Here is a 4,753-nt window from a genome sequence, read left to right as displayed (position 1 = left end):
CCCGCGCTTTGCTGCTCGGCCGCCAGCAGCAAGCCTTGTGGTGCGCCGGATGCCGCACGGGTCATCAATTGGGTATTGGTAGAGTCGGTGCAGTCGACCAGCGCCAGGGTAAAGCAATCACCCGCCGTCTCGGACAGCCCGGCACGGATCTGCGCCACATCCAGCCAGTCAAACGGTAGCGCCAGCTGGTAGCCGCGGCCACGTACCGAAAATACGGTCAGACCGAAATCCTGTTCAATGGTATGTACCGCCTGCCACACCAGCGTGCGCGAGCAGCCCAACTGCTGCGCCATGGCTTCGCCCGACTGAAAACCGCCGGCCGACAGCAGACGCAATACGGCAAAGGCGTGATCGCTCACGCCTTGCCTTCGCTGGCACGTATTTTATTCAGGGTCGCCGTGGTCGAGGTCTCGAACAAAAAGGGGATGGAGTGGACTTCGCCGCCGCGGGCCAGTGTTTCGGCTGAGCCCACGATCTTGTCCACGCCCCAGTCACCGCCCTTGACCAGCACATCGGGCTGAATCAGGGCGATCAGCTCGGCCGGGGTATCGCTATCAAACCAGGTAACCAGCGACACCGACTCCAGCGCCGCCAGCACTGCCGCGCGGTTAGCCTCGTTATTGATGGGACGGTCGTCCCCCTTGCCCTGACGCTTGACCGAAGCATCGGTATTCAGCCCCACAACCAGCGAGGCGCCCAGTGCCCGTGCTTGCGCCAGATAGCTCACATGGCCGCGGTGCAGGATATCGAAACAGCCATTGGTAAACACCAGTGGCCGGGGTAGCGCCGCGATACGTGCCGCCAGCGCCTCCGGCTGGCAGACTTTGGCTTCAAACGGCGGGGTCGGGTACGACATGGTTTTCCTTCACACTTGCCGCGAGCGCCTTGCGGTAGCGATTCAGCTGCAGAATCGTTTCCAGTGGCTGCTCGAACAGATTGGACAAGTTGCGAAGGATACCACCCACCACACGCGCCTCCCAAGGCTCGTCGAAGCGGATCTGCTGTGTCAGCCACGATTCCAGCCACTCAGGGTCGGGCAAACGGCTCTGTACCGTATCGTTGGGGAATAAGGCGGCATTGACATGCAGATTGGTCGGATGCAAGGGCTTGGCCGAACGGCTGGATGAGGCCATCAAGAGGCCTATCTTGGCAAAAGCGGCCCGCGCCACATCGCCATGCAGTTCGATCGCCTTTTTCATGTATTTGAGATAACAGCCGCCATGGCGTGCCTCATCCTGGCTCAGGTGCTTGTAGATGGCTTTGATCACCGGTTCGGTATGCCACTCCGATGCGCAGCGATACCACTGCGTCAGGCGCACTTCGCCACAGAAATGCAGCATCAGCGTTTCCAGCGGCGGTGCCGGATCAAACTCGAAACGCACGGCATGCAGTTCGGCTTCAGTCGGACAATACTCGGGGCGGAAACGGCGCAGATACTCCATCAGCGCCAATGCATGCTTCTGCTCTTCGTAGAACCAGACCGACATGAAAGCGGAAAAATCCGAGTCATGCTGGTTATCGCGTAAAAACATCTCGGTGGCCGGCAGTGCCGACCACTCGGTAATCGCATTCATCTTGATGGTCTGTGCCTGCTCGTCAGAGAGCTTGCTGCCATCAAATTCCGCCCATGGAATATCGGTTTCCATACTCCAGCGCGCTTTTTCCAACTGTAGATAGAGTTCCGGGTAAAGCATCGCCTTCTCCTTGCGGTAACGTATTTTGCTATTGTATTGCCAGCGGCATCTATAGAGCAAAGACTTCATAGTCACGCTAGTTTGAGCCGCCCCATGGGAGAAGAGCCCGCTTGATGCTAACATCAGACATTCGGGTTAATCCGCGTGCTTTTGGCGTCTTATCATGCTTTTCAACGATCCACGTACCTATATCAATGCGCTGCCACGCTTCGCTATCGCAGCCGAAGACATCATCACGCTGAATGATACGGCTGCATTCCGGGAAACCTTGCTGGCACACATCGCAGGGGCAAAGCGCCGCATCCTTTTGAGCGCCCTTTACCTGCAGCACGATGAAGGCGGCGCCATGATACTGGAGGCGCTCTACGCAGCCCGCAAGCGCAATCCGGAACTGGAAATCGCCGTACTGGTCGACTGGCATCGCGCGCAGCGCGGACTGATAGGTAAGAGCAAGGCCGACGGCAATGCGGCCTGGTATCGGGATGAGGCCGAAAAACATCCGGGTCTGGATGTACCCGTATATGGCGTACCGGTACAAACTCGGGAGCTGTTTGGTGTCCTGCATCTGAAGGGCTTTATTGTCGACGATACCGTGATCTACAGCGGTGCCAGCCTCAATAATGTCTATATGCACGTAGGCGAGCGCTATCGTTACGATCGCTACCACCTGCTGACCTGCCGGGCATTAGCCGACAGCATGGTGGCACTACTGCACACCCTATTAGCCAGCCCCGCCATCCACCGGCTGGATCAGCCTAATCCACCGGCAACCAAAAGCATACGTAGTGAAATTCGCAACCTGCGCGAGCAGCTCAAAACGAGCCACTACCAAAGCCACACCGGACAAGCAGCGGCAGGTGAATTGGGCATTACCCCGTTACTGGGGGTCGGCAAGCGTAATCCGCTCAACCGCCTGATACAAAAACTGATGGCCGTGACACAGGATCACCTCGTGGTCTGCACCCCCTATTTCAACCTGCCCCGCCCGCTGACGAGCGAAATCCGTCGCCTGCTCTCGCGTGGCGTGAAGGTTGATATTATTGTCGGCGACAAAACCGCCAATGACTTCTTTATCCCGCCTAACGAGCCATTCAAGGTCATAGGTGCACTGCCCTATCTATATGAAGCCAATTTGCGCCGCTTTGCCCAGGCCCAGCAAGCCGATATCGATGCAGGCCGCCTGAACCTGCTGCTATGGAATGACCCCGGTCATAGCTATCACCTAAAGGGCTTGTGGATAGATAAGGAAATGATGCTGATTACCGGCAACAATCTCAATCCGCGCGCTTTCAATCTGGATCTCGAAAATGGCCTGCTGATCCACGACCCGCAACAGGCACTGGCCGCACAAAGGGATCAGGAACTGGCCACCATCCGTGCCAATACCAGCCGTATCAGCCATTACCTCGACCTGGAAACTGTCGACCACTACCCGGAACCGATTCGCAAACTGCTGACCCGCATGAACCGGGTACGGGCAGACCGCTTGGTATCAAAACTGCTGTAATCCAAAAAGATGGCTCTGTTCGCGATGAGCGTTGGTTTTAACCGAGGCTGTGTAACAACACCGTTTCTGGGCGGATTTGGCTGCCAAATTTCTCCAGCAAACGACGCCAGCCAAGATAGTTAGCCAGATACTTAGTGGCGACACCTCGGAAGTGATACAACCAGCCTTTCAGGCGTGAGTCGTAAGCATTGACATGCTGGATGTGCAGCACCCGATTGCGAACCCGAACACCCTTACTCAGGTTGAGCACCTCGTGGGCAATATCCTCAGTCTGGTCAAACCCAGCGTACAGTTTAGAGCCATCAGTACAGAGCAGACTCTCTGGGGCCAGCACCTGGGTCAGTAAGGTGCTTACCGTCGACTGATCCAACTTGGGAAGCATGGCGTCAAAGTGTTTACCTTGTCGGTCCTGCACAACCATGACGGGTACTTGCTCGCTTGATAAGCCACGCTGATTAGCATGGCCACCACGATGACGAGCCGCTCTGGGTAAGTGGCGCTGGCCTTTGAATGACAGCAGGAAGAAGGTTTCATCCGCCTCCACGATATTGCCAAGTTCGGTATCGTTCTCCAGCGCGGGTAACTTGAGAAAGCGGTGACGCCAGCGAAACGAGGTTGTGCGATGGATACCGACCGCCTGCGCAGAGGCTCGAATGGTTTCACCATGAGTCATCAATCGCGCATAGTCTAACCACGCATCACGCCGTTTCAGCCTGGCGGCAGGTGTCCCGGTTAAGGCATTGAACGTTTTTTGACACCCGCGACAGCGATAGCGCTGAATGCCTCCGGGCTTACCCCAGCGTTGAACCTGTCGAGCCATGCAGTGCGGGCAGTACAGGACTTCGGCGCTACGCTGATTGAGCAGTGCCTCGATGCGAGGTGTCGCGACAGAGTTCGAGAGGGTCTGCTGTACTACCTTGCGTTGCGCCTCTGAGAGTTGGGGCAGCATCTGCATCCAGATATGAAAATCGTGGGCTTTCATGACCGCCTCCACTGGGCATGGCTGAGATTGTCCTAAATATAGAACCAACGCTCATCGCGAACAGAGCCAAAAAGATGGCCATATACCGCACCTGCTGTGCGGTATATCAGCCCGAGCCAGGCATTGCCCCCTGTGAGCTCGCCGCATCATGCCCATTTTGCGGTCCCCTGCAAAGAAAATGGCAGGCGCTGGGGGCGGCCGGCCGCTTACCCACGTCGTGCGTAACAGTTCGTGTAGCAAATCGTTTTATTCACGCAAAAAAACCCTGATTTCCTTGGGAAATCAGGGTTTTAGCATTATGTGGGGTGAATAATGGGGCTCGAACCCACGACAACCGGAATCACAATCCGGGGCTCTACCAACTGAGCTATATCCACCACAAAATCGTTGCTATCGCATTGAAAGCCCCGACCATTTGGTCGAGGCTTTCATAATGGGGCGTCTGGCGGTGTCCTACTTTCACATGGCGAATGCCACACTATCATCGGCGCTAAGGTGTTTCACGGTCCTGTTCGGGATGGGAAGGCGTGGGACCACCTCGCTATGGCCACCAGACATTAACTTGTCAAA

General features: G+C 56.4%; 5 protein-coding genes, 1 tRNA gene and 1 rRNA gene. 1 reads left to right on the top strand and 6 read right to left on the bottom strand.

Annotated elements, in window-relative coordinates:
- The 3 genes from ACRC1E_RS03650 to ACRC1E_RS03640 form a co-directional block, all read right to left on the bottom strand.
- On the bottom strand, positions 1-359 hold a 359-nt coding region (locus ACRC1E_RS03650; protein ID WP_438513752.1), incomplete at its 3' end, for a biotin operon repressor.
- Positions 356-856 (bottom strand): D-glycero-beta-D-manno-heptose 1-phosphate adenylyltransferase, encoded by a 501-nt coding sequence (gene rfaE2 / locus ACRC1E_RS03645; RefSeq protein ID WP_438513751.1) that lies wholly within the window; start codon positions 854-856, stop codon positions 356-358. The genes rfaE2 and ACRC1E_RS03650, both read right to left, overlap by 4 nt.
- Positions 831-1,694, bottom strand: coding sequence for a ferritin-like domain-containing protein (locus ACRC1E_RS03640; RefSeq protein ID WP_438513750.1), 864 nt, complete (start codon positions 1,692-1,694; stop codon positions 831-833). Before ACRC1E_RS03640 ends, rfaE2 begins: the two co-directional genes overlap by 26 nt.
- A 163-nt stretch (positions 1,695-1,857) precedes the next feature.
- Between ACRC1E_RS03640 and pssA the strand changes: the two genes are divergently transcribed.
- Entirely contained in the window at positions 1,858-3,201 is a 1,344-nt protein-coding gene (gene pssA, locus ACRC1E_RS03635; protein WP_438513749.1) for a CDP-diacylglycerol--serine O-phosphatidyltransferase, read from the top strand.
- A gap of 37 nt (positions 3,202-3,238) precedes the next feature.
- Here pssA and ACRC1E_RS03630 read toward each other — a convergent pair whose 3' ends face one another.
- The 3 genes from ACRC1E_RS03630 to rrf form a co-directional block, all read right to left on the bottom strand.
- Positions 3,239-4,183, bottom strand: coding sequence for an IS1595 family transposase (locus ACRC1E_RS03630; protein ID WP_438513748.1), 945 nt, complete (start codon positions 4,181-4,183; stop codon positions 3,239-3,241).
- Positions 4,184-4,484: 301 nt separating this feature from the next.
- Positions 4,485-4,560: transfer RNA gene (locus tag ACRC1E_RS03625), tRNA-His, on the bottom strand.
- Between the two features lie 63 nt (positions 4,561-4,623).
- A 5S ribosomal RNA gene (gene rrf, locus ACRC1E_RS03620) occupies positions 4,624-4,738 on the bottom strand.
- Between the last annotated feature and the right edge of the window lie 15 nt (positions 4,739-4,753).

Source organism: Craterilacuibacter sp. (assembly GCF_051659485.1).
GTDB lineage: Bacteria > Pseudomonadota > Gammaproteobacteria > Burkholderiales > Chromobacteriaceae > Craterilacuibacter.
This window is presented reverse-complemented; position numbering and strand designations above follow the sequence as displayed.

What these genes read in the sequence shown, in the direction of transcription:
- pssA (WP_438513749.1), top strand. Translation starts at nt 1,858, where the DNA reads ATGCTTTTCAACGATCCACGTACCTATATCAATGCGCTGCCACGCTTC.
- ACRC1E_RS03630 (WP_438513748.1), bottom strand. Translation starts at nt 4,183, where the DNA reads ATGAAAGCCCACGATTTTCATATCTGGATGCAGATGCTGCCCCAACTC.
- ACRC1E_RS03640 (WP_438513750.1), bottom strand. Translation starts at nt 1,694, where the DNA reads ATGCTTTACCCGGAACTCTATCTACAGTTGGAAAAAGCGCGCTGGAGT.
- rfaE2 (WP_438513751.1), bottom strand. Translation starts at nt 856, where the DNA reads ATGTCGTACCCGACCCCGCCGTTTGAAGCCAAAGTCTGCCAGCCGGAG.